The sequence below is a fragment of the Colwellia sp. E2M01 genome, assembly GCF_018860585.1.
GTDB lineage: Bacteria > Pseudomonadota > Gammaproteobacteria > Enterobacterales > Alteromonadaceae > Colwellia.
The window spans coordinates 1-1,350 of record NZ_JAHKPR010000008.1 but is presented as its reverse complement, the minus strand read 5'-3'; the positions used below and the strand labels follow the sequence as shown (position 1 = coordinate 1,350).

Below are 1,350 nucleotides of genomic sequence, written 5' to 3'. Positions count from 1 at the left end.
TAACTAACCTGATGTGATGGTCTCCTCCCTATACGGCATCTATGTGCCATGATTGAAGTTGTTACACACAATCAAAACGGGAGAAGACCAAAATGAAGATTACAACAATAGGGTTAGATATAGCAAAAAGATTTTTCCATGTTGTCTGCTGTAATGAGCAAGGACGTTTAGTTAGAAAGAAAATGCTAAAGCGCGTACAAGTATTAGCATTCTTTCAACAACATCCATCTTGTTTAGTGGCGCTAGAAGCCTGTGCAACATCCCATTTTTGGGCGAGAGAGATACAAAAGTGTGGTCATGAGGTGAAACTTATTCCTCCTCAACACGTTAAAGCTTTTTTAATGGGCAATAAAAATGATTACAACGATGCGTTAGCAATCAATGTTGCAGCAAGGCAACCACATATTAAAAGTGTTGGTATAAAATCGATAGAACAACAAGATAACCAAGCTCAACACAAAGCAAGGGAGTTAGCTGTTAAGCAACGAACAGCACTATGTAATCAAATCAGAGGATTGGTAGCTGAATATGGAATGACTATCAATCAAGGCGTAAATAACGTACGTAAAACTATCCCATTAATGTTAGAGGATGAAAGTAAATTATTATCAGAGACATTTAAAACGATACTTAGACAACTACAGGCACAGTTAAACGCCTTAGATATTTGTGTTGAAACTTACAGTAAAGTCATTGTTGAAACAGTCAAACACAATGCTACTTGTCAACGTATTCAAACAATCCCAGGGTTTGGCCCGATGATATCAAGCGCTTATTTTAATGAAGTGGGTAATGGCAGTGCTTATAAACGGGGTCGTGATGTCTCAGCGTCCTTAGGAATTGTTCCCCGCCAACACAGTAGTGGTGGTAAAGATACTTTACTGGGGGTAAGTAAACGAGGTAACAGTTATCTCAGATGTTTACTCATTCAGGGAGCTAAGGCTGTAGTTTCAAGAGCAAAGACAAAAAATGATAAATTAAGTCAATGGATAAATCGACTTGTTCAAACTCGAGGGCATAATCGAGCATGTGTAGCTTATGCCAACAAAATGGCGAGAATGGCTTGGGCTATTACCGTCTCTGGTGAAGAGTATTCACCAGTATAAGTAAACCGCTCTTCAAAGCATTGCGTGGGTAAAACAAAACGATGACATAACAGGTCAAACCGGCATATTGAAAACCTGACGAGTTCAGTGGTAGTGAATACCGATAACCTGATAAGGACAATATGCGCGGAATACATCGAGGTCAGAAGTAATAATCTTCATTAAAAGACCGTATATATGACAGCAAACCTGTCCCTGTTATCGATGCGTTAAACCTTGCAATACGGGAGGAGACCATATATGA

1 protein-coding gene is annotated in these 1,350 nt (G+C 39.2%); it reads left to right on the top strand.

The window, feature by feature from the left end:
• The first annotated feature begins 92 nt into the window (after window positions 1–92).
• A complete protein-coding gene (locus KO502_RS00750) occupies window positions 93–1,106 on the top strand; it encodes an IS110 family transposase (protein ID WP_216020648.1) in 1,014 nt (337 codons plus the stop codon).
• Window positions 1,107–1,350: the final 244 nt, after the last annotated feature.

Bases quoted from the DNA above. Each gene is read 5' to 3' on its own strand.
- KO502_RS00750 (WP_216020648.1), top strand. From the start codon at position 93: ATGAAGATTACAACAATAGGGTTAGATATAGCAAAAAGATTTTTCCAT.